We start from the raw sequence: 20994 nt of genomic DNA, 5'->3' as shown, positions 1-20994 counted from the left end.
CGCTGGGCCATTTTTGTTTGCGGCGGATACCCTATGCTGAATCGTGAAGTCCAGGGAGTCCATCATGCCGAAGATATTGGCAGCGTGCCTGCTGGCCTGCGCATTGGCCATTGCCCATGCCGCGCCGGTCACGGTAGCCGCCGCCAGCAATACCGAGCCGGCGTTGAATGAGATCGTCAAAAATTTCACGGCAAAGACCGGCGTAACGGTAAAGGTGGCTTATGGTCCTCCGGTGGCGCTGGCCTCGCAGATTGCCAATGGCGCCGCGTATGAAATCTATATCTCGTCTAGCGACGAATACACCCATAAGCTGCAGGCGCAGGGGCGCTGTCTGGAGGAACCGCGCATCTTTGGTTTGGGTTCCTTAGTGCTATGGTCGCTGGATGCGGATTTTCATGAGAGCGGCTGGCTGGAGTGGCTGCGCCAAGGCAGGGGGATGATCGCGCTGCCGGATCCCGAGGGCAGCATCTATGGCCGGGCGGTTTTATACAGCTTGAACCACTACCAGCTGGCTGAGCGCTTGCGCCCGCGTTTCGTCAAAGCGCCGGATGTCGCCCACGTCGCCGCGCTGGTGGAGTCCGGCAAGGTGGCCGGCGGTTTTGTTTCCAAGTCTCAGGTGCTGGAACACTCGCGCTTGGGCAAAGGGCATTGGGTGGAAATCCCGCCGGATACCCATCCGCCCATCCGGCAAACGGCGGCGTTGCTGAGACCGGCGGCCGGCCAACCGGACGCTCGAAAACTGTTTGAATACCTGTTCAATCCCGAGTCGCTGAAGATCTGGCGCGCGTATGGATATGCCAAGCCGTGACGGAGGCGATACCCCGGACGTGGAGCCCGGCGCGGCAGGCGCTGTGTCGCCGAGATGATGAGGCGGCGGCGGGAAGGCGTGCATGAGGCGCGGGCCATATTTCATGTTGCTGCCGCCTGCTGGCGGACCAAGGGGCGCCCCCGCGCCCGGTATCCGCGGGCCGCCCCTGCCTGCCGCGAATTCCCGTCCGGCGGATTCGGCGCGCCTCTTAAACTATTCAGTTCAAGCGGGCAATAGGATCCAGTCGGGGCGCGGCGCGGGAGGTCAGTGGTGATCGTGGATGTAGGCAAAGACCGGCAGCCGCCATTTGCGCCACAGCGCGGCCATGCGCAAGGCCAGGCCGAAGGCGAAGCTGGCGGCTATGTTCCAATCATGCGGCGCATGCAGCGCCTCCAGACCCAGATACAGCATGGCCACCAGCAAGGACACGCTGGCATACAGCTCGCGGCGGAACACGACGGGCACGCGGTTGCACAGCACGTCGCGCAGAATGCCGCCGGCGATGCCGGTGATCATGCCGGCCATGGCCACGATGACAGGGTGGTAGCCCATGCCCAGGGCCACGTCGCAGCCTATGACGGTGAACGCTACCAGCCCCAACGCGTCCAGCAGCAGGAACAGTCGATTCAGATGGCGCATGTAGCGCGAGATCAGCACCGCGGCCAGGCCGCCGGCCACCACTAGCAGCACGTACTCCGGGTGCTGGGTCCAGCCTATGGGATAGCGGCCCAGCACGATGTCGCGCACGGTGCCGCCGCCCAGGGCGGTGAGAAACGCGATGACGGCCACGCCGAAAATATCCATGCGGCGGCGGCCGGCGGCCAGCGCGCCGGTCATGGCCTCAGCGGTGATGGCGATCAGGTAGATCAGGCTCAGCATGGGCAAACCTCGGGAGAGGCAAGCGCGCGGGCGCGGGAATGGGATAAACGGGAAGGCGCGGGCATAGGCCGAGCGCCGACGATGGCTCGTTCGGACAAGGCAGTCTCCTGAGTGGAATTCCGGCGTGCGGAACAGCCTCTCCCCTTGTCCTTTTACCTGAGAGTTGCGCGGCCGGCGGCCGCTTGCCCCTTCGGTGGGCCGCGCAGGGCGGCCTCTCTCCAATCGGCTTGAAACGATGATGCGCTGCGGTACGGCTTGCCTGAGCGATTATGGGAGTTTGCGTCTTCGGCGGGGGCATGGCCCCTCTCTCCCGCAGAGGGTTGAATATTAGCTTTTTCTGTTTAATTGGTCAATGCGCTTGCCGCGGATGGCGAAAAAAACCGGCCTCGATAGGAGGCCGGCGGTTGGATGGCGGCAAGGCGAATCAGGCTTCGTCTTTGCCTACCGGCCGCGCCGTCTTGGGTGCAGGCGGGGTCTGGCCGTTTGGCTTGGCCGCGGGTTTGCGCGCGGCGCCGGTTTTGGCGGGGGCGGGCTTGGCCTGAGCCGCCGTCGCAGAGGCGGCGCTGGCTGTTTTGCTCAGCTCGGCGGCTTGGACCGGTTCCGGGGTCGCGGCGTGGCTGATTTCCGCCGCTGCGGGCGCTGGCGCGCCGGGCAGGATGGTGGCGGTCGGAGACGGTTGCAGTTCGAGCGTTCTGGCCACTTCGTCCAGCCGAGCCTGATGCTCGGCCGGAATCGGGCCGTTCAAGGCCAGCAGATCGCGCGCCAGCATCCATGCTTGATGGCGGCGGTGCGGTTCGGGTAATAGGAGCGACAGCCCGCGCAGCGCGCGCGGCGCATCCAGGCGCACCAAGGCCACCTGGTGGCGCACGATGTCCTTCAGCTGCATCAGCGTCAGCGGGTATTCATGGCGCACGTCGCGCATCACGCGGCGGATGGCGTTGAACGGCCGCTCGTCCACTACGCCCATGCCTATGCTGACGTAGAGCAGCAAGCGCACGAAGCCGTCGGCCAGCGTGCCGTGCTCGAAGCTCGGGTCCAGCGCCTCGCGCTTGAGGCGGGCCAATTCGCGGCTTTCCCAAGCCAGCGCCTGGCTGCGCGGCTCGCCCGCCGGCTGCACGCCCACCAGCGTGGCCAGTTGCGGCGATTCGTAGATGGAGCGGAACAGCTGCTCCTGCGCCGCGTCGCGCAGGTCGCGGTAGCGGTCCAGCGATTGGACGATGAGATCGGACATGCGCTCTTGCCATTGCCACAGCGGATTGTCCTCCGCCACCGGGCGGCGTTGCGCGCGCGTCTGCTCGGCAAGGGCGGGCAGCCACCACAGCCACGGGTTTTTGGGCGAGATCAGCGTGCGTTCGAAGCGGGCGGGGTGCAGTTCGCGCAGCAGGCGGGCGCCGGCCTCGTTGCTGAAGGCGCGCACAGCGGGCGACAGGTAGCGGTCATACACGCCCTGGTTGATCTCGGATACTCGCTTCACCACTTCGAAGGCCTGCTCGTCGTCGCGGCCGTCGTCCAGCGCCAGGATGTCGGATACATCGCGGGCTTCGAAGCGGATGATGTAGCGGCCTTCGATGTACTCCTGGCCCGGCGCGTCCGGCGCGATGTCTTCGATGACCGCCTCGTACAGGCCCGGCGCCAGCACATCTATCAGGTCCAGCGCGCTGGCGAATTCGCTGTGCTCCTTATTGGCCACGCCAGAGGAGACGAAGATGCCCAGATGGCCCACCTTGTTGTGCAGGCAATAGACTATGGTCTGCTCGTTGTTGCGGATGTCTTCCACATTGTCGTACAGGTCGGCGATCCAGTTCAGCGCTTGCTGCGGTGGCGTGATGTTGTCGCCCCAGGAGGCGAACACCATGATGGGCGAGCGGATATTGCGCATGTCCACGCGCATGGTGCCGTCGTGGTTGGTGACTTTGCCGTGGACCAGCTCGTTGCCGACGAACAGCTTCTGGGTGATCCATTCCATCTCCGCCTTGTTCAGCAGATAGTGGCCGCCCCACCAGCGCTCGAAATCCAGATAGCGCTGCGGCTCGGTGTCCACCTTGGAGTACAGATTGTAGGATTTCTTCCACAGCGTGTTGGCCGGGTCCAGCTTTTCGAAGTTTTCCACCAGGTGGGCGCCGTCGAAATGGCCGTTGCCCAGGTCTCCGGCCAGCGAGGCGCTCCAGGTGCCGCCGTTCAGGCCGCCGGCGTAACGCATCGGGTTCTTGCCGCGCACGCCGGCCCAGTAGGACAAGGGCGAGCCGGCCAGCAGAATGGGGCCGACCAGCTCCGGCGCGACGGACGCCAGCATGGCCAGCGCCCAGCCGCCCTGGCAGTTGCCGATGACGAAGGGTTTGCCGTCGCTGTCCGGATGCAGCTCGTTGACGCGGGCCAGGAAGTGGCCTTCGGCCTTGGCCACGCTTTCTATGGTCTGGCCCGGCACGGGCTGCGGGAAGAACATCACGAAATAGCAAGGATGGCCTTGCTGCAGCGCGATGCCGATTTCGCTGTCCATCTTGAAGCCGCCTATGCCGGGGCCGTGTCCAGCGCGCGGGTCGATGACGACGAAGGGACGGCGGGACGGGTCGGTGGCCGGGCAGCCGGCCGGCGGCTGGATGGCTGCCAGCGCGTAGTTGGCCGGATCGGGCAGCTCGCGGGCGTCCATGATGATTTCGTAGTCGAACACCAGCACCGGCGGCTTGCCGCTCTCGCAGTGTTCCAGATAGGTGGCGCCGCGGCGGTACAGGGTGTCCCAGTACAGGATGCCGCGCTGGCAGGCGTCCAGCCAGTAATCAAACAACGGTTGGGCGAACGGAAGATTTCCTGCTCGAACTGCAGTAGCTGACCACATTGCAACCCCTTGCGTTTGGATAAGTGGAAACGGTGCGGCGGCCACGGGGGCCATGGCTGCCACTGTACTCGTTATGTGCTGCAATGCAATAAATGCGAATGGTCTGCGCCGGATTTGTGGCGCGCGGCCATCAATTTGTTGCGCTGCAACTACCGGTTCGAGCCTCGCCGGGCCGCGGAGTTTCCAGCGATTTGACCATCACCACGCTTTGGTAGGCTTTGTCCGGCCACTGCAGCGGCGCTTCCATGCGGTAGCCGCGGCGCTGGTAGCGGCTCACCAGATGGATGGCGTCGCGCGCGGTATCCAGCCGAATGGCCGCGCAGCCTTGGGCGCTGGCCCAGTCTTCAGCCGCCCGCATCAGCCATTCGCCCAGGCCCAGGCCCTGATATTCCGGATCCACGGCCAGCTGCACCAGCACGGCGGTGTCGGGGTGGCGGAACTGCGGACATTGGGAGGTGGGCAGGGCGCCGTGCACCGTTACGGTGCCGGCCAGCGCATTCTGGTGCCAGGCCAGCAGGCAGTGGCCGCCGCGGATGCGGCGGCGGGTGACGTCGGGACTTTGGTCCACCGCGGTATAGCGCAGGCCCATCGCGGCCAACTGGGCGTAGGCGCGGTGCAGCAGGGTTGTCAATTGTTCGATGGAGTCGGATTCGGTCAGCGGGCGCAGCGTGAACATGGCTTGGTTTCCTGGTGGTGATATTCAAATCAAGCAAATGTCATGCCGGGCGAATGTCGGCGCGGCCCCAGTCTCCGGCCATCTCATCGCTGATCAACTCCTCGGCGATGAAGTCCAGAAAGGCGCGCACCGCCGGCGACAGGCCGCGCCGGGTGGGGAAGGCCGCGTGCAGTATGCCCCAGGGGAAGTCGTACTGCGGCAGGATATGCTTGAGCCTGCCGTCCGCCAGCGCCTGGTGGCAGACATTGGCCGGCAGCGCGGCGATGCCTATGCCGGCGATGGCGGCCTCCAGCAGCGCGATCATGTCGTCCGTCATCAGCCGCGGCGCGTCCAGATGAATGGTGTAGCTCTGCCCCACATTGTCCAGCAGCACCCATTGGCCGCGGCCATCCGGCCGGCTCATCGCCAGCGAGGGCAGCGCGGCGAGCCGCTCCGGCGATTGCGGCTCGCCATGCCGCGCCAGCAAGTCCGGGCTGGCGACCAGGATCATCCGGCTTTTGCCCAGCCGCCGCACTACCAGGCTGGCGCTGTCCTCGATCACGTTTCGCACGCGCAGCGCCACGTCCACGCCTTCTTCTATCAGGTCTACCCGACGATTGGTCGATTCCAGCAGCACTCGGACCTGCGGGTGCTGGGCCAGAAAGCGCGGCAGCGCGGCGCTAAGCATGGTCTTGCACAACAGCTCCGGGCAGCTGACCCGGATCAGGCCGCGAGGCTCGGCGCTGCTTTGCAGAATGGCCTCGTCGGCGGCCTCGGCCTCGGCCAGCATGGCCTGGCAGTGCTGGTAGTACTGGTTGCCGATTTCGGTCAGCGACAGCCGGCGCGTGGTTCTTTGCAGCAGGCGCACGCCCAGCCGGGTTTCCAGCTCCGCCACTCGGCGGGACAGCGTGGACTTGGGCACGCCCAGCACGCGGCCCGCGGCCATGAATCCGCCGTGCTCCACCACCTTGGCGAAGTACATCAAGTCATTCAGATCCTGCATTATTGTTTCACCAATGGAACAATGTTTCCGATTTTAGCAGTCTAGTCTGGATTGTTGCGCATGCCTATCATGCACTCATTCCTACCCGACAACGAAGGACCTGAACATGAAACTGCTCCATCTCGATTCCAGCATCCTGGCCGACAACTCCGTCACCCGCGAACTGTCCGCCGTCGTAGCCGACACCCTGCGCCAGCGCCACGCCAACGTGGAAACCAGCTACCGCGACCTGGCGGCCAGCCCGATCGCCCACCTGTCCGGCGAGATCGTCGGCACGCGATTCGCGCCGGAAGCCGACTGGACTCCGCTGCAACGCAGCGAGGCGGCGCTGAGCGATCAACTGATAGAGGAATTCATCGCCGCCGACGTGCTGGTGATCGGCGCGCCGATGTACAACTTTTCCATCCCGACGCAGTTGAAGAGCTGGATTGACCGCGTGGCCGCCGCCGGCCGCACCTTCAAGTACACGGAAACCGGCCCGGTGGGTCTGGTGCCGAACAAGAAAGTGGTGGTGGTGTCGGCCCGCGGTGGCGTGCACAGCGGCGAGCAGGGCAGCCTGATGGACTTCCAGGAAGACTACCTGGTCAAGGTGCTGGGCTTTCTCGGCGTGAGCGACGTGGAAATCATCCGCGCCGAAGCCATAGGCATGGGCCCGGACAAGCGCGCCACTTCCATCCATCTGGCCAAGGAGGCTGTCGCCAAGCTGGCTCTGTAAGTCCGCCGCGACAAAGACGAGACCCGCCGGCATGCCGGCGGGTCTTTTGCATGGCGTCAGTCGCCCAGCGATTTGAGCAGTTTGTCCACTGCCGGCGCGCTGTAGTAGCGCAGCATGATGGCGCGTATCGAGCCATCCCGGAACATGCGGCGCAACTCCGCCTGCCACAGCTCCGCAGCTTGTTGGCTGAAGCGTTGCTTGCTGAGCACGATGGCGCCCGGACTGGTTTCGCTGTCGGGGAACATGTCGCGGATGACGATGCGTTGGCAGTTCGGGTGAGCGCTCAGCCAAGGGTCGTAGCTGATGGGAATGCCGAAGACCGCGGTGACGACGCCGCCGCATACCATTTTATATAAGTCGTCATCGTTGGCGGCGACAGCCACTTTGCCTTGCCGGGCCAGCTCCTCCAGCATTTTGTCGCCGGCGGGGCCATGGCGGTAGCCGCGAACCATTCCCCAGCGCAGGTCTGGTATCTTGAGCAGGTCATCCAGCGTTTCCGCCTGCGCGCCGGGGCGCAGCAGCACCAGGTTCTTGGTGTAGTGGTAAGGCAGCATCCACAGATAGCGCTGCCGCTCCGGCGTGACCGTGGTCGAGGCGCTGAGGTCGGCTTGGCCGATTTCCAGCAGCTTCAGCACGCGTATGCGCGGATATTCGGCATCGCTCTGGATGGGGCAGCCCATTCTCTTGACCAATTCATGCAGCGTTTCGACATCGTAGCCCTTGCCTTCGTGGTAGGCGGCGCCGTAGTCGAAGTAGGCGATGGACACCGGGCCGTTGGGGCAGGCCGGATTGGGCGCCGCATCGGCCGCGGCCAGCCATAGCGCGGCGGCGCAGGCCGCCAGGTTTCGAAACGCGTTTGCCATTCCACCTCCCATCGCTCACTCCAGCGCTTGCTGCGTCATCTGTCTGGCGGCGCCCTCGCTGAGGTGGCGCCGCAGAATGTCGAACAGGCTGCCGTCCTGGTACATCTTCAGCACTTCCTGGTGCCAGCGCTCGGCCGCGTCGCGGCTGAAACGCGCCTTGCTCAGGGCGATGCCGCCCGCCAGCGTTTCGCCGGCTGGAAACAGGTCCAGCACCGCGATGCGCCTGGCTACCTGCGGATCGCGCAGCCAGCGGCCATAGCTGGCGGGATGGGCGAAAATCGCGGTGACGATGCCATCGTCCAGCATGCGGTACAGATCGTCTTCGTCGTCGGCCACCACCAGCTTGCGCCTGGCTTCCATCTGCGCCAGCCACTGATCCTGCTGCTGGCTATGGCGATAGCCGCGGACCTTGCCCCAGCGCACGGCGGGGTCGTTCAGCAGGTCGGGCAGCGTGCGCGATTTGACCGAGGCCTGCAGCAGTACCATGTTCTTGGTGTGATTGTAGATGTAGATCCAGGCGTAGGCCTGGCGGTCCGGCGTGGATAGGGTGGAGGTGCCGATGTCGACTTGCCCGGTTTCCAGCATTTTCAGCGCGCGAACGCGGGGCAGATTCAGTTCTTCGGCTATCGGACAGCGCAGCCGCCGGGCCAGTTCGCGCACCAGATCCACGTCATAGCCCTTGCCGTCGCGATAGGCGGCGCCGAATTTATAGAATCCGATCCTGAGGGGGCCATTGGGGCAAGCGGGATTGGCGCAGGCCTGCGCGAAGAGGCCGAGCGACAAGACCGGCAGGGCCAAGGCGAGGAGGAAACGCGGTAACACGTTGCGGCGATGCGGTGCGGCGACTGGCATGAATCCGGAATCCGTGGCTGCGGCCGGCGGACTGCCCGGCCGGCGCATGGTTTATTCACCGCTGATTATAGCCAAGGCCGCCCGCTTGTCTGATTCAAGCGGACGGATCGCGCAAAGGCTGCAGAAAACGCAGGGCCGTGGCCACCAGGCCCTGGCGGTAGTAGAAACGATGGCCCAGGGTGTTGGCCATCGGCGTGTCCAGCAACAGCTTGGCGCAATCGTGTCGGCCTGCCAGCCGCCTGAGATGATTCAACAGCGCTTCTCCCAACTTTTGTCCACGACAGCTCTCGTCGGTGACCAGGTCGTCGACATACATATGTCTGCCATGGACCAGGTTTTCAGTGGGACGCCAACCCGCCAGGGCGACCAGCCGCTCGTCCTGATACAAACCAAGCAAGCGGTAGCCTTCCCGGCGCTGGCGCTCCCAGCGTTCCACCAGTTCATCCGGTCCGGACAGGTGGGGGCGCAGTTGGCGCATCAGCGGAAAGCAGGCTCGCAGGCCCTCAGACGTGTCGATGTCGCGGATTTCCAGGCTCATCATGGTATCCTCGTGGCTAGAAATAGATGTCAGAATTCTTACAACCCACAACATATCAGAGCTTTGATATTATGAGCAAGTCATCGATGGCCGAGGCGCCGGCAGCCGGAGAGGGCAAAAGGGGCGAGGGCGGCCATATCGGCTATCTGCTGCGGCAGGCGGCCGCGGCGCATCACTTGAGAACGGAGAGGGCGTTGGCTGATCTGGGCGTCACGCCGCCGCAGTTCGTGGTGCTGACCATGCTGGCGGCCTACCCGGGGCATTCCAATGCCGATCTGGCGCGCTTGGCTCTGCTGACGCCGCAGACTGTCAGCGTAATCGTGGCCAATTTGAAGAAGGCGGGCTTGGTGGAGGCTACGCCGCACGCCAGCCATGGACGCATTGTCCAGCTGCAGCTCAGCGCGAAGGGTGCATCGCTGCTGGCGGAGAGCAAAAAACGGGTGTATGCGCTGGAGACCGCCATGCTGGGCGGCCTGTCGGCCGAGGAAGAGGCGGCCATCCGCCGCTGGCTGGTGAGGCAGGCGGCCGGCCAGGCTTGAGCCGGGCCGCGCCTGCGCGGGCAGTCGTTTACAGCTTGATCAAGGTGCTCTTGAGTTCGGTGTACTTTTCCATCGCATGCAGCGATTTGTCGCGGCCGTTGCCGGACTGCTTGTAGCCGCCGAACGGGAAGTTCATGTCGCCGCCCTCGTCGTAGCAGTTGACCCATACCGTGCCGGCGCGCAGCCGGCGCGACACTTTATGGGCGGTGGACAGATCGGCGGTCCATACCGCCGCTGCCAGGCCGTATTCCGTGTCGTTGGCGATGCGGATGGCCTCATCCAGGCTCTCGAAAGTGATGACGGACAGCACCGGTCCGAAGATTTCCTCGCGGCAGATGGTCAGTTGGTCGCTGGGGCAGTCGAAGGCTGTCGGCTCGATGAACAGGCCCTTGTCGACGTGGGCAGCCTTGCCGCCCACGATCAGGCCGGCGCCTTCGCTGAGGCCCTTGTCGATGTAGCCCAGCACCTTGCGGTACTGGATATCGTCGACGATGGCGCCCATGGACGTGGCCGGGTCCAGCGGATCGCCCGGATAGTAGCCAGCGGCGGCTTCCTTGAACGCTTCTAGGAAGCGTGCCTTGATGTCCTTGTGCACCAGCACGCGCGAGCCGGCGGTGCACATTTCGCCCATATTGTAGAAAATGGCGCCGGCGGCGGCGCGCGCGGCGCGCGCCAGGTCCGGGCAGTCCGGCAGAATGATGTTGGGCGATTTGCCGCCCAGCTCCAGCCAGGCCCGCTTCAGATTGGACTGCGCGGCGTAGCCGGCGATCAGCTTGCCCACGGCGGTGGAACCGGTGAAAGCCACGCAATCCACATCCATGTGCAGCGCCAGCAGGCGGCCGACGTCGCCGGCGCCCGGCAGCACCTGGAACACGCCGTCCGGCATGCCGGCCTTCTTGGCCAGGGCGGCGAGGCGGATGGCGGTCAGCGGCGATTTTTCCGAGGGCTTGATGATGACGGCGTTGCCGGCGGCCAGCGCCGGGCCGAATTTCCAGCTGGCCATCAGGATCGGGAAATTCCACGGCACGATGGCGGCCACCACGCCCACCGGCTCGCGGGTCACCAGTCCCACCAGCTTGGGGTCGACTGGGGCCACTTCGCCGCCGATTTTGTCTATCGCTTCCGCGAACCAGTCCACGCAATAAGCCGCGCCCGGCACATCCACCGTGGTGGTGTCGCCGATGGGTTTGCCGGCATCCAGGGTTTCCAGCAGCGCCAGTTCGTCCGCGTGTCCGCGGATCAGCGCGCCGAAGCGCTTCAGGATGGCGCCGCGCTGGCGCGGTGCCAGTTCGGACCAGGCGCCGGAGTCGAAGGCGCGGCGGGCGGCTTCCACTGCGGCGTTCACTTCGGCTTCGCCGCAATGGACGATCTCGGCCAGTTTGGCGCCGCTTGCCGGATTGACGCAATCGAAGCGCTTGCCGTCGGCGGCTTCTCTATATTCGCCATCGACGAAGGCGCGGCCTTCTATTTTCAGGTCTGCTGCGTATTGCTTCCATTCTTCGTGACTGCGGGACATGCGGCTCTCCTCATGGATTCTGTTATTGAGTTTCAGACTGACAAGGGACTGCAGATTTCAATCAACGCGCCATTGGGGCGAGCGCGGTAGGAGCGGATGCCCCGCGAACGGAGCGATCGGCCATTTGACCTAGAAGGTGGGGGGCGAGCTGGCGCTGACCATCTCGCAAATATCGTCGCCTACATTGCGGAAACGGTGCGGCAGCTTGCTGTCGAAGTAATAGGCATCGCCGGGCCCTAGCACGCGGCTTTCATTGCCTACCGTCACTTCTATGCTGCCGCGGATGATGACGCCGCCCTCCTGGCCCTCGTGCACCAGCATGTCCGGGCCGGTGTCGGCGCCGGGCAGATAGCGCTCGCGCAGGATGGCGATGTCGCGCTTGTCGTGGGCCGTGCCCACCAGCATCAGGTTGATGTCGTCGTTGCCGAGGTTGGGCAGCTCGTCCGCCTGGTAGAACACGCGCGGCTGGCTGGGCTCGGCATCGAAGGTGAAGAATTCCGCCAGCGTGATAGGCAGGCCTTCCAGCACTTTTTTCAGCGAGCTGACGGAAGGGCTGACGCGGTTTTGTTCGATCAGCGAAATGGTGCCGTTGGTGACGCCGGCCCGCTTGGCCAGCTCTCTTTGCGACAAGCCGAGCCTTGTCCTGACCATTCTCAAGCGCGCGCCGACATCCATTCTTCCTGCTCCATCAATATGTTAATAATTTTAGACAATTGGGGCATTGTACAGCGTAGCAGGCCCAATGTGCTTGCTGCGTCGCAAAATCAAATATCTTTGCAAGGGTGAGCTTTTATAGTCAGAATCAGTTGGAAAGGGCAAGCGCGATGTGAATTTTCTTAAACGGATTCCACTGCGCGTTTCCTGAACCAGAACCTGCCTGGAGGCGACTATGTTGATTGGCGTTCCGAAGGAAATCAAAAATCACGAATACCGGGTGGGGCTGACTCCCTCCGGCGTGCGCGAGTTGGTGGCTCACGGCCACAAGGCGTTGGTGCAGACCCATGCGGGCCTGGCCATAGGCTTTACCGACGAACAGTACATTCAGGCGGGTGCGTCCATCGCCTCCAATGCGGAAGAGGTGTTCGAGCGGGCGGACATGATAGTCAAGGTCAAGGAACCGCAGCCGGTGGAGTGCCGATTGCTGCGTCCGAGCCAGGTGCTGTTCACTTACCTGCACCTGGCGCCGGACCCGGAGCAGACCAAGCTGCTGATCGAATCCGACGCCGTCGCCATCGCCTATGAAACCGTCACCGACGAGCGCGGCGGCTTGCCCTTGCTGGCGCCGATGTCCGAAGTGGCCGGCCGCATGGCCATCCAGGCCGGCGCGCACGCGCTTGAAAAGGCGCAGGGCGGCCGCGGCGTGTTGCTGGGCGGCGTGCCGGGCGTGGCCCCGGCCAAGGTCGTGGTGATAGGCGGCGGCGTGGTGGGTCTGAACGCCGCGCGCATGGCCATGGGCGCTGGGGCCGACGTCACCATCCTCGATAAATCCCTGACTCGTCTCAAAGAGATAGACATGGTGTTCGGCGGCCGCATCAAGACCTTGATGTCCAACGGCGCCAATATCGACGAAAGCATACGCGATGCCGACATGGTGATAGGCGCGGTGCTGATCCCGGGCGCGGCCGCGCCCAAGCTGGTGACGCGCGCGATGCTGAAGACGATGAAGCCGGGCGCGGTGCTGGTGGACGTGGCCATCGACCAGGGCGGCTGTTTCGAAACCAGCCGGCCTACCACTCATCAGGATCCTATCTATACCGTGGACGGCATCGTCCACTACTGCGTGGCTAATATGCCGGGCGGCGTGGCGCGCACTTCCACCCAGGCGCTGACCAACGCCACGCTGCCGTATACGCTGGAGCTGGCCAACAAGGGCTGGCGCCAGGCCTTGCTGGACAACGCCCACTTGCGCAACGGCCTGAACATCTGCCGCGGCCGCGTCGCCTACCGGGCGGTGGCGCAAGACCTCGGTTATTCCTATGTCGATCCGATAGAGGCCATCAAGGCCGCCAGCTGAACAGGAGCCGCTTCATCATGTCGCAAGCCATCATCGGCATACCATGTGATCTGAAAACGATAGGCCTGCTGCCTTTCCATGCGGTGGGCGACAAATACATCGCAGCCGCGGCGGGCGGCGCGGGCGGCTTGCCGCTGCTGATCCCGTCGCTGGGCGACGAGGCCTTGCTGCGCGCCACGCTGGCTTCGCTGGACGGCGTGCTGCTGCCGGGCTCGCCGTCCAATGTGGAGCCGCATCATTACGGCGGCCCGGCCAGCCGCGAAGGCACGCTGCACGACCCTAAACGAGACGCCACCACCTTGCCGCTGATCCGCATGGTGCTGGACGCCGGCATCCCGCTGCTGGGCATCTGCCGCGGTTTCCAGGAGATCAATGTCGCGCTGGGCGGCGAGCTGCACCAGCATGTGCAGGAGCAGCCGGGACTCAACGACCACCGCGAGGCGGAAAGCGAAGACTTGGCCGAGATGTACGCGATGTCGCATGAGGTCAGTTTTGTCGACGGCGGCTTGCTGTCGGCGTGGACCGGTCAGCGCGGCGCGCGGGTCAATTCGCTGCACCAGCAAGGCATCAAGCGGCTGGCGCCGGGGCTGGACGCCGAGGCGCAGGCTGAAGACGGCCTAGTGGAAGCCTACCGGGTACGCGACGCCAAGGCTTTCGCCTTCGCCGTGCAATGGCATCCGGAGTGGCGCTATTGGGAAAACCCGCTGTCGCAGGCGATTTTCGGCGCTTTCGGCGAGGCCTGCCGCGCGAGGAGGGCCTCCAGGGGATGATGGCGGTTCCGCGCGCCGGCCGGTGAACCCTGCGCGCGTTTTGATGACTCATAAAGAAGCACCTCCCGATCCAGAGCCGCAGCCAGCGGCCGGGGAGGCAACAGAGGAAGCGTTATGAATCACCAGATCAACGAGTGGTTGCGAGAGCACCGCATCACGGAAGTCGAATGCATCGTGCCGGACATGACCGGCGTGGCGCGCGGCAAGATCGTACCCAAGGACAAGTTCGTTTCCGATCCGGAAATGCGCCTGCCCGAAGCGGTGCTGATCCAGACCGTTACCGGCGATTATCCGGACGACAGCATGCTGGATCTTACCGATCCGGACATGGTGCTGGAGCCGGATCCGAACACGCTGCGCTACGTGCCGTGGGCGGTGGACCCGACGGCGCAGCTGATCTACGACTGCTTCCGCGCCGACGGCAGCCCGGTGGACGTGGCGCCGCGCAATGTGCTCAAACGCGTGCTGAGCCTGTACGAGGCTCTGGGGCTGGAGCCGGTGCTAGCGCCGGAGATGGAGTTCTACCTGCTGTCGCCCAATCCGGATCCGGATATTCCGCTGGCCGCGCCGATCGGCCGCACCGGCCGGGCGGAGTTCGGCCGCCGTTCGTACTCGATTGACGCGGTCAACGAGTTCGACCCGCTGTTCGAGGACATCTACGACTATTGCCACGCGCAGAACCTGGAAGTGGACACGCTGATTCATGAGATCGGCACCGCGCAGATGGAGATCAACTTCCTGCACGGCAATCCGCTGGAACTGGCCGACCAGGTGTTCCTGTTCAAGCGCACCGTGCGCGAGGCGGCGTTCCGCCACAATATGTACGCCACCTTCATGGCCAAGCCCATGGAGAACGAGCCCGGCAGCGCCATGCACATCCACCAGAGCGTGGTGGACAAGAACACCGGCCGCAACATCTTCACCAACGAGGACGGCAGCCCGTCCGACAATTTCTTCCACTTCATCGCCGGCATGCAGAAATACATTCCGCAGACCATGCCGCTGTTCGCCCCTTACGTGAACTCATTCCGTCGTTTGTCTCGCTATACCGCGGCGCCGACCAATGTCGAATGGGGTTACGACAACCGCACCGTGGGCCTGCGCATCCCGCATTCGTCGCCGGCCGCGCGCCGCGTGGAAAACCGGGTGCCGGGCGTGGACGTCAATCCCTACATCGCCATCGCCGCCACCTTGGCTTGCGGCTATCTGGGCATGCGGGACAAGCTGAAGCCGACCGAGCCGCGGCAGACCGACGCCTACGAGCTGCCCTACCAGTTTCCCAATAGCTCGGAGGAATCGTTGCAGCGTCTGGCCAGCTGCCATGAAATCGCCGAGGTGCTGGGGCCGCGCTTCGTCAAGATGTACGTCGGGATGAAGGAGAAGGAATTTTCCGAGTATTTCCGCGTCATCAGTCCGTGGGAACGCAAGTTCCTGCTGCTGCACGTGTGATGCGCGGAAGCACCCGCGAGGTTAGAATCGCAGCGACAGACAGGACAAGAGAATAAAAGGACGCCGCAGGCGCAGGAGGGACGAGCCGCCGGCCCGTCCCGTCGGAGAAATCAGGAAGGAAGTGTTATGCAGAAGCAACGTACCACCAGCCAATGGCGCGAACTGGATGCCGCCCATCACCTGCATCCGTTCACCGATACCGCATCGCTGAACGAGGCCGGCGCGCGCGTGATGACGCGCGGCGAAGGCGTCTACCTGTGGGATTCGGAAGGCAGGAAAATCATGGACGGCATGGCCGGCCTGTGGTGTGTCAATGTCGGCTACGGCCGCAAGGACTTCGCCGAGGTGGCGCGCCGCCAGATGGAAGAACTGCCGTTCTACAATACTTTCTTCAAGACCACCCACCCGGCGGTGGTGGAGTTGTCCGCCCTGCTCACGGAAGTGACGCCGGCCGGTTTCGACCACGTGTTCTACACCAACTCCGGCTCGGAATCCGTGGACACCATGATACGCATGGTGCGTCGCTACTGGGACGTGCAAGGCAAGCCGCAGAAGAAGACGCTGATCGGCCGCTGGAACGGCTATCACGGCTCCACCATAGGCGGCGCCAGCCTGGGCGGCATGAAATACATGCATGAGCAGGGCGACCTGCCGATTCCGGGCATGGCCCACATCGAGCAGCCATGGTGGTACAAGCACGGCAAGGACATGACGCCGGAAGAGTTCGGTTTGGTGGCCGCGCGCTGGCTGGAAGAGAAGATTCTGGAAATCGGCGCCGACAAGGTGGCCGCCTTCGTCGGCGAGCCCATCCAGGGCGCCGGCGGGGTCATCATTCCGCCAGCCAGCTACTGGCCGGAAATCGAGCGCATCTGCCGCAAGTACGACGTGCTGCTGGTGGCGGACGAAGTGATCTGCGGCTTTGGCCGCACCGGCGAGTGGTTCGGCCACCAGCTTTTCGGCTTCCAGCCGGACATCTTCACCACGGCTAAGGGCCTGTCTTCGGGCTATCTGCCGATTGGCGCGGTTTTCGTCGGCAAGCGCGTGGCCGAGGGACTGATCGCCGGCGGCGACTTCAACCACGGCTTTACCTATTCCGGCCACCCTGTGTGCGCCGCGGTCGCCCATGCCAACGTGGCGGCGCTGCGCGACGAGGGCATCGTCCAGCGGGTCAAGGATGACATCGGTCCTTATATGCAGCAGCGCTGGCGCGAAACCTTCAGCCGCTTCGAGCATGTGGACGACGTGCGCGGCGTCGGCATGATCCAGGCCTTCACGCTGGTGAAGAACAAGGCCACCCGCGAGCTGTTCCCGGATGTCGGCGAAGCGGGCACCCTATGCCGCGACATCTTCTTCCGCAACGACCTGATCATGCGCGCATGCGGCGACCACATCGTGTCGGCGCCGCCGCTGGTGATGACGCGCGCGGAAGTGGACGAAATGCTGGCGTTGGCCGCGCGCTGCATGGAGGAATTCGAACAGACGCTCAAGGCGCGCGGGCTGGTCTGACAGCGGCTATCATGATTTGGAAGCGGGATGGTCAAATTATCCCGCTTCCTGGTTTTGCAGCGAATGAAGCGGGTTGATACAATTCAACCCGCTTTTTCTATTATTTCTATAATGAATTGCAAAAAGGCATGCTGTAATGCAATCTGCGGCATGAGGCAATAAAAAACAATACAGGACTTGACGTATGTTCGTCGCAATCGGGTATCTCATCATCCTGGGCTCGGTGCTGGGAGGCTTCATCGCCGCGGGGGGGCATGTCGCCGCCCTGATGCAACCGTTGGAAGTTGTCATGATCGCGGGCGCCGCCGGCGGCGCCTTTGTCGTAGCCAATGGCGGCGCGCCGCTGAAAGCCACCATCAAGACATTGCCCACCGTCTTCAAGGGCAGCCCTTACGGCAAAGCTTTCTATATGGAATTGTTCACCCTGCTGTTCGAGATCCTGACCAAGGTGCGCAAGGAAGGCCTGATGTCCATCGAGGCCGATGTCGAAAACCCGGAATCCAGTCCCGTCTTCACCAAATACCCCACCGTGATGCACGACCATCATGTCGTGGAATTCATCTGCGACTATCTGCGGCTGATGGTGGGCGGCAATCTCAATGCCTTCGAGATTGAAAACCTGATGGACGTCGAAATCGAAACCCACCACCACGAGGGCGAGGTGCCGGTATCGGCCGTCAAGGGCCTGGCCGACGGCCTGCCGGCTTTCGGTATTGTGGCCGCGGTGATGGGCGTAGTGCACACCATGGAGTCCGTAGGCGCGCCGCCGTCCGAGCTGGGCATGCTGATCGCCCACGCGCTGGTCGGCACCTTCCTCGGTATTTTGCTGGCCTACGGCTTCGTCGGCCCGCTGGGCACCATCCTGGAACACAAGCTGGCCGAGGGCACCCGCGTCTACCAGACCATCAAGGTCACGCTGCTGGCCAGCCTGAACGGCTACGCGCCGCAAGTGGCGGTGGAGTTCGGCCGCAAGGCGCTGTCCTCGATGGACCGCCCGTCGTTCAAGGAACTGGAAGACCACGTCAAACAGTCCAAAAAGTAAGCCGGGCAGGGGATAGCAATGGCGGATGAATCGCAACGGCCCATAGTGGTCAAAAAAATCAAGAAAGGCGGGCACGGCCATCACGGCGGCGCTTGGAAAATCGCCTATGCCGACTTCGTGACGGCGATGATGGCCTTCTTCCTGCTGATGTGGCTGCTGGGCTCCGCGTCGCAGGGCACCTTGAACGGCATCGCCGAATACTTCAAAACGCCGCTGAAAGTGGCGCTTTCAGGAGGTTCCGGCGCCGGAGACGCCACCTCGCTGGTCAAGGGCGGCGGCAACGACCTGACCAAGCAGGCCGGACAGGTCAACAAAGCCGGCGCCAAGAAGGAAGAAGTCATGCAAAAGCAGCAGGAGCAGGCCCGCCTGGACCAGCTGCAGCAAAAGATCCAGCGCACGATAGACAGCAGCGCGCTGTTCAAGGAATACAAGAACCAGCTGAAGCTGGAAATGACGCCGGAAGGACTGAAGATACAGATCGTGGACGAGCAGAACCGGCCGATGTTCGACTCCGGCAGTTCGCGCATGCTGCCGCACACCCGCGTGCTGCTGCAGCAGCTGGCGTCGGAGCTGAACCAGCTGCCCAATCGGATCAGCATTTCCGGCCATACCGACGCCAAGCCCTTCGCTGGCGACCAAGGCGGCTACAGCAACTGGGAGCTGTCGGCCGACCGCGCCAATACCGCTCGCCGCGAGCTGATTTCCGGCGGACTCAGCGAGAGCAAGGTGCTGCGCGTGGTGGGCCTGGCCTCGGCCATCCCGCTGGTCAAGAGCGATGTGTTCAGCCCGGAAAACCGCCGCATCACCATCATCGTGCTGAACAAGGATTCCGAAACCTCCATTCTCAACGACGGCTACAAGCCGCAGATGAACCAGGAGGTGATAGGCGGCCCGGCCGATGCCCAGGCCGACGGCGGCCAGTCGGCGCCTGCGCAGTGAGGCGCGCCCAGGCATGAGGGCGCTGCGGCACCTGTCGCTGCAGTTGCTGGCCGGCGTGGGCGCCTGGGTATTCATCGCGCCCGGCGCGCATCCGGCGGCCTGGGCGCTGCTGCAGGGTCTGCTGGCCGCCCTGGCCTCCCTCGCGCTGCGCCAGCCCGGCTGGCAGCGCCTGGCGCACGGCTTGTTCGTCCCGGCGGCGGTGCTATTGCTGCGGGCGCAGATTCCCGCGGGCTGGTATCTGGCGACGTTGCTGGCGCTGCTGGCTTTTGGCCGCAACGCCTTGACCGAGCGCGTGCCGCTATATCGATCCGGCCGGGAGGCGGAGGCGGGATTGGACGCGCTGCTGCCTGAGGGCGCTCGCCTGCTGGAGGCCGGATGCGGCGATGGACGGCTGGCCGTGGGCCTCGCGCTGCAGCGCCCGGACTTGCGCGTGCTGGCGCTGGAGAACGCAGTCGGCAGCTGGCTGCTGGCCAGGCTGCGCTGGCTGGCCGCCGGCCGGCCGGCCGGGCTCGCATTGGGCTGCCGCAGTTTCTGGACAGAAAACTGGGGGAATCATGACGCGATCTACGTTTTCCTGTCGCCCGAGCCCATGCCCCGAGTCTGGAGCAAGTTCCTGGCCGAAGGCCGGCCGGGCTGCCTGCTCATCAGCAATACTTTCGCCGTACCCGACATCGAGCCCGACGAGCGCTTGCCGCTCGGCGGCCCCCTGCAAAAAGAACTTCTGATCTGGCGCCGCCCACATGGACCTCAATAACTGGACGCAAACGATAGCCGAGAAGCGCTGGCCGATACTGCCCGACACGCTGAACGAGTTGCGCGATGTCTGCGCCCGCCACAGCGACCTGATCAACTTCACCTACCTGGCCAACCTCTGCCTGTCGGATCCCTTCTTGCTGCTGGACTTGTTCCGGGTGGTGGGCAATTCGCGGGCGCTGCAGCGCAACGAGTCCATTCCCGCGGTGGAGCAGACCCTGCTGCTGATGGGGCTGGAGTCCGTCGTGACGCGATTCAGCCGGGTGGAGGCGCTGGAACCGTCGCTGGACAAGCTGGACGAGGATGTGTACGAGGCGGTGGGCGACTGGCTGGGCCGCAGCCGCGTGGCGGCGCTGCTGGTCAAGGAATGGTTGTCCATCATGGGCGACGTGAAAGTGGAGGACTGCTTCGTCGCCGCCCTGCTGTACAACCTGCCGGGCTGCATCTATATGATTCAGCGCAACCGCTTGCCGGACCGCCCCTTGCTGCAAGAGCTGTCCGAAGTCTTCGACGCCGACTACGCGCAGGTGCTGGCGGCTTTCATCAAGGCGATGCCCTTGCCCCCCGGCTTGCAAAACCTGCTGGGACCGGGCGCGCCGAACAAGCGCCGGCAGCTGCTGAAACTGGCCATGGCCACCGCCAATTCGCTGGAGCACGGCACGGGACGCAGCACTTGGATGGTGGGCGTGGACACCGCCGCCAAGCTGATCAACTGCACGCCGGAGATGGCGTATCAGGCCGTGGTGCACGCGGTGCTGAACGTGGCCAAGCATCCGCATGTGGCGGGCTACACCTTCCCGGCCCGTTCGCTGCTGATTCTGCCTAGCGACGGCAAGGTGGCTGCAATGAGAAAGACGGCCGCGCTGTCAGGTCCGGATCAACTGGAAAACGCCATTCGCGAGTCGATCCGTTTCCTGAGCAATGATCTGAAGTTTGAACGCGTGCTGTATTACCACTATGAGCACGATGGCCATCTGCTCAAGCTGCGCTACCAGGTGGGGGTGGCGGCGGACAGCCCCTTGCGCAAGCTGAAGGTGGAGCTGGAGCCCGGCAGCTTCTTCGGCGTGTTCACCAGCAAGCCGCAAAGCTTCCACGCGCCGGCCTCGGTGCGGCAGCAGCTGACTCGGCGCTACGATGACGAGTTTTTCCAGCACGTCGGCGATCAGGAGTTCGCGCTGATGACGCTGTTCGGCGGCCACAAGCTCAGCGGCGTATTCTATGTGGATAACGCCGCCAGCGGCCGCGCCATAGACGACAAGACCTATCACCGCTTCAAGGACCTGGTCACGCGGCTGACGCTGATGCCGCGCTGATGCAATC

At 64.1% G+C, this 20994-nt stretch carries 20 protein-coding genes and 2 riboswitches; of the genes, 11 read left to right on the top strand and 9 right to left on the bottom strand.

Annotation, left to right across the window (positions count from 1 at the left end; all coding sequences use genetic code 11):
* Positions 1-64 precede the first annotated feature (64 nt).
* The gene (modA, locus tag C2I19_RS15265) at positions 65-808 is read left to right on the top strand and encodes a molybdate ABC transporter substrate-binding protein (RefSeq protein ID WP_103903537.1); all 744 of its coding nucleotides are present in this window, start codon (positions 65-67) and stop codon (positions 806-808) included.
* Between the two features lie 264 nt (positions 809-1072).
* On the opposite strand, the gene C2I19_RS15260 is transcribed toward modA, so the two are convergent.
* From C2I19_RS15260 to C2I19_RS15245, 4 genes are all read right to left on the bottom strand, one after another.
* Positions 1073-1687 (bottom strand): trimeric intracellular cation channel family protein, encoded by a 615-nt coding sequence (locus tag C2I19_RS15260; RefSeq protein WP_103903536.1) that lies wholly within the window; start codon positions 1685-1687, stop codon positions 1073-1075.
* A 134-nt stretch (positions 1688-1821) separates the two neighbouring features.
* A riboswitch (glycine riboswitch) is annotated at positions 1822-1919 on the bottom strand.
* A 4-nt stretch (positions 1920-1923) separates the two neighbouring features.
* Positions 1924-2010: riboswitch (glycine riboswitch) on the bottom strand.
* Positions 2011-2111: 101 nt separating this feature from the next.
* A complete protein-coding gene (locus C2I19_RS15255) occupies positions 2112-4469 on the bottom strand; it encodes a DUF3141 domain-containing protein (protein WP_233201214.1) in 2358 nt (785 codons plus the stop codon).
* Between the two features lie 181 nt (positions 4470-4650).
* Positions 4651-5196, bottom strand: coding sequence for a GNAT family N-acetyltransferase (locus C2I19_RS15250; RefSeq protein WP_103903534.1), 546 nt, complete (start codon positions 5194-5196; stop codon positions 4651-4653).
* A 40-nt stretch (positions 5197-5236) separates the two neighbouring features.
* On the bottom strand, positions 5237-6178 hold the full coding sequence (locus tag C2I19_RS15245; protein ID WP_103903533.1) for a LysR substrate-binding domain-containing protein: 942 nt from the start codon (positions 6176-6178) through the stop codon (positions 5237-5239).
* 106 nt (positions 6179-6284) lie between these two features.
* Here C2I19_RS15245 and C2I19_RS15240 point away from each other — a divergent pair, with 106 nt between their 5' ends.
* On the top strand, positions 6285-6893 hold the full coding sequence (locus C2I19_RS15240) for an FMN-dependent NADH-azoreductase (protein ID WP_103903532.1): 609 nt from the start codon (positions 6285-6287) through the stop codon (positions 6891-6893).
* A gap of 56 nt (positions 6894-6949) precedes the next feature.
* On the opposite strand, the gene C2I19_RS15235 is transcribed toward C2I19_RS15240, so the two are convergent.
* The 3 genes from C2I19_RS15235 to C2I19_RS15225 form a co-directional block, all read right to left on the bottom strand.
* Positions 6950-7756: a substrate-binding periplasmic protein gene (locus C2I19_RS15235; protein ID WP_158253727.1), complete on the bottom strand. Its 807-nt coding sequence runs from the start codon at positions 7754-7756 to the stop codon at positions 6950-6952.
* Positions 7757-7771: 15 nt separating this feature from the next.
* Positions 7772-8608, bottom strand: a complete 837-nt coding sequence (locus C2I19_RS15230; protein ID WP_103903545.1) for a substrate-binding periplasmic protein — start codon at positions 8606-8608, stop codon at positions 7772-7774.
* Between the two features lie 94 nt (positions 8609-8702).
* Positions 8703-9146 carry a GNAT family N-acetyltransferase gene (locus tag C2I19_RS15225; RefSeq protein WP_103903530.1) on the bottom strand — a complete coding sequence of 148 codons (444 nt, stop codon included), beginning with the start codon at positions 9144-9146 and terminating at the stop codon, positions 8703-8705.
* A 71-nt stretch (positions 9147-9217) separates the two neighbouring features.
* Between C2I19_RS15225 and C2I19_RS15220 the strand changes: the two genes are divergently transcribed.
* Entirely contained in the window at positions 9218-9685 is a 468-nt protein-coding gene (locus C2I19_RS15220; RefSeq protein ID WP_103903529.1) for a MarR family winged helix-turn-helix transcriptional regulator, read from the top strand.
* Between the two features lie 28 nt (positions 9686-9713).
* Here the strand turns inward: C2I19_RS15220 and C2I19_RS15215 are convergent, their stop codons facing one another.
* A complete protein-coding gene (locus C2I19_RS15215) occupies positions 9714-11201 on the bottom strand; it encodes an aldehyde dehydrogenase (RefSeq protein WP_103903528.1) in 1488 nt (495 codons plus the stop codon).
* A gap of 129 nt (positions 11202-11330) precedes the next feature.
* Positions 11331-11876 carry a cupin domain-containing protein gene (locus C2I19_RS15210; protein ID WP_103903527.1) on the bottom strand — a complete coding sequence of 182 codons (546 nt, stop codon included), beginning with the start codon at positions 11874-11876 and terminating at the stop codon, positions 11331-11333.
* A gap of 214 nt (positions 11877-12090) precedes the next feature.
* Between C2I19_RS15210 and ald the strand changes: the two genes are divergently transcribed.
* From ald to C2I19_RS15170, 8 genes are all read left to right on the top strand, one after another.
* Complete coding sequence (ald, locus tag C2I19_RS15205) at positions 12091-13215, top strand: alanine dehydrogenase (protein ID WP_103903526.1); 1125 nt, start codon at positions 12091-12093, stop codon at positions 13213-13215.
* Between the two features lie 17 nt (positions 13216-13232).
* Complete coding sequence (locus C2I19_RS15200; protein ID WP_103903525.1) at positions 13233-13985, top strand: gamma-glutamyl-gamma-aminobutyrate hydrolase family protein; 753 nt, start codon at positions 13233-13235, stop codon at positions 13983-13985.
* Positions 13986-14099: 114 nt separating this feature from the next.
* Positions 14100-15434: a glutamine synthetase family protein gene (locus C2I19_RS15195; protein ID WP_103903524.1), complete on the top strand. Its 1335-nt coding sequence runs from the start codon at positions 14100-14102 to the stop codon at positions 15432-15434.
* 126 nt (positions 15435-15560) lie between these two features.
* Positions 15561-16940, top strand: coding sequence for an aspartate aminotransferase family protein (locus C2I19_RS15190; protein WP_103903523.1), 1380 nt, complete (start codon positions 15561-15563; stop codon positions 16938-16940).
* Between the two features lie 184 nt (positions 16941-17124).
* Positions 17125-17982, top strand: a complete 858-nt coding sequence (gene motA / locus C2I19_RS15185; RefSeq protein WP_103903522.1) for a flagellar motor stator protein MotA — start codon at positions 17125-17127, stop codon at positions 17980-17982.
* An 18-nt stretch (positions 17983-18000) separates the two neighbouring features.
* Complete coding sequence (motB, locus tag C2I19_RS15180; protein WP_103903521.1) at positions 18001-18921, top strand: flagellar motor protein MotB; 921 nt, start codon at positions 18001-18003, stop codon at positions 18919-18921.
* 13 nt (positions 18922-18934) lie between these two features.
* Positions 18935-19675 carry a class I SAM-dependent methyltransferase gene (locus tag C2I19_RS15175; protein ID WP_103903520.1) on the top strand — a complete coding sequence of 247 codons (741 nt, stop codon included), beginning with the start codon at positions 18935-18937 and terminating at the stop codon, positions 19673-19675.
* A complete protein-coding gene (locus tag C2I19_RS15170) occupies positions 19662-20987 on the top strand; it encodes an HDOD domain-containing protein (protein ID WP_103903519.1) in 1326 nt (441 codons plus the stop codon). The genes C2I19_RS15175 and C2I19_RS15170 overlap by 14 nt, the downstream gene beginning before the upstream one ends.
* Positions 20988-20994 lie beyond the last annotated feature (7 nt).

Origin of the sequence: Chromobacterium alticapitis (genome assembly GCF_002924365.1) — a bacterium.
In the GTDB taxonomy this organism is placed as follows: Bacteria; Pseudomonadota; Gammaproteobacteria; order Burkholderiales; family Chromobacteriaceae; genus Chromobacterium; species Chromobacterium alticapitis.
Note: the sequence above shows the minus strand (reverse complement) of the source record. Positions and strands in the feature narration are given on the sequence as shown.